The organism is Allohoeflea poritis, assembly GCF_027889715.1.
GTDB lineage: Bacteria > Pseudomonadota > Alphaproteobacteria > Rhizobiales > Rhizobiaceae > Hoeflea_A > Hoeflea_A poritis.
In genome coordinates this window covers 1-1,507 of sequence record NZ_JAPJZH010000051.1, presented here as the reverse complement: position 1 = coordinate 1,507, position 1,507 = coordinate 1, and the positions used below count along the sequence as shown (strand labels likewise).

1 protein-coding gene is annotated in these 1,507 nt (G+C 58.1%); it reads left to right on the top strand.

The window, feature by feature from the left end:
- Positions 1-1,507 (top strand): sulfatase (locus tag OOZ53_RS26470; protein ID WP_271092803.1); only part of this gene is annotated, 1,507 nt, incomplete at both ends.

The following is a 1,507-nucleotide window of genomic DNA, read 5'->3' as shown; positions in this document are numbered from 1 at the left end:
TTCCCATGAAAGTCCTGTTCGTCCTGTTCGACTCGCTCAACCGCAACGCCCTGGGCGCCTACGGCGGAACGCGTATGTCGACGCCGAACTTTGATCGCTTCGCGGCGAAGTCCATTCGTTTCGACAACCATTATGTTGGCTCAATGCCCTGCATGCCCGCGCGTCGGGATCTTCATACCGGCCGCCTGAACTTCATGCACCGAAGCTGGGGGCCGCTGGAGCCGTTCGACAATTCCATGATCCGCGAACTCAAATCATCGGGCATATGGACGCATATGATCACCGATCACGCCCACTACTGGATGGAAGGCGGCGCGACCTACCACACGCAATACTCCAGCTTTGATTTCATCCGGGGGCAGGAGAAGGACCGCTGGAAGGCAATGGTGCAACCGCCGCTGGAACGCTGGCGCGAGATGTACCATCCCCAGCAGATGCACGGCATGGACGAGAAGCACGTACCTTACATGATCAGCCGCGAACATCAGCCAACCGAGGCGGATATGCCGCTGGCCAAATGCATGGCCTCCGCCTTTGAGTTTCTCGACACCAACGGCGACAAGGACGGCTGGTTCTGCCATCTTGAATGCTTCGACCCGCACGAACCCTTCTGGTCGCCCGAACGGTTCCAGGGCCGCCGCGACAGCGGTTACGAGGGGCCGATCCTCGACTGGCCGCGCTACGACAAGGTATCGGAAAGCGCCGAAGAAATCGAAGAGCTGCGCAACAACTATGCCGGCTTGGTCGAGATGTGCGACGACTATTTCGGACGGCTTCTGGACCATCTGGACACGCATGACCTGTGGAAGGACACCGTCGTGATCCTTACCACCGATCACGGGTTTCTTCTGGGCGAACATGAATGGTGGGCGAAGAATATCACACCCTATTACAACGAGATCGCTCATATCCCGCTGATCATCTACCACCCCGATCACGCCGATCAGGGCGGCACCTCACGGCAGGCGCTCACGCAGACGATGGATCTGATGCCGACGATCCTGTCGCTCTTCGACGCACCCGTCCCTGAACAGGTCGAGGGGCGCGACCTGACGCCGCTTCTCGGCCAGGACGGACCGGGACATGATGCGGTGGCCTACGGAATCTTCGGCGGTTCGGTCAATATAACGGATGGGCGATACACTTACTTCAAATACCCGGAAAACATGGCGGATCAGGAGATCTACGAATACACGCTGATGCCCATGCATCTGGAAGACGCCTTCTCGGTTGAAAACCTCTGTGAAGCTGAACTCTCGCCCCCCCTCGAATACGCGGAAGGGCTGAAAGTGCTGAAGATACCTGCCCGCAAGTCCGAAGACGGCGCCGTGGAAGTGCCTTGCATGGGACAGTCACGCGAAACGAAAACGGTGCTTTATGATCTCAGCATTGACCCTGGGCAGTACACGCCGATTGACGCTCCCGATGTCGTGGAGCGGCTCGAGAACGAGATGCGAAAAATCATGCGCAGAAACCAAGTGCCGCATGAGGCATATAGAAGGATCGG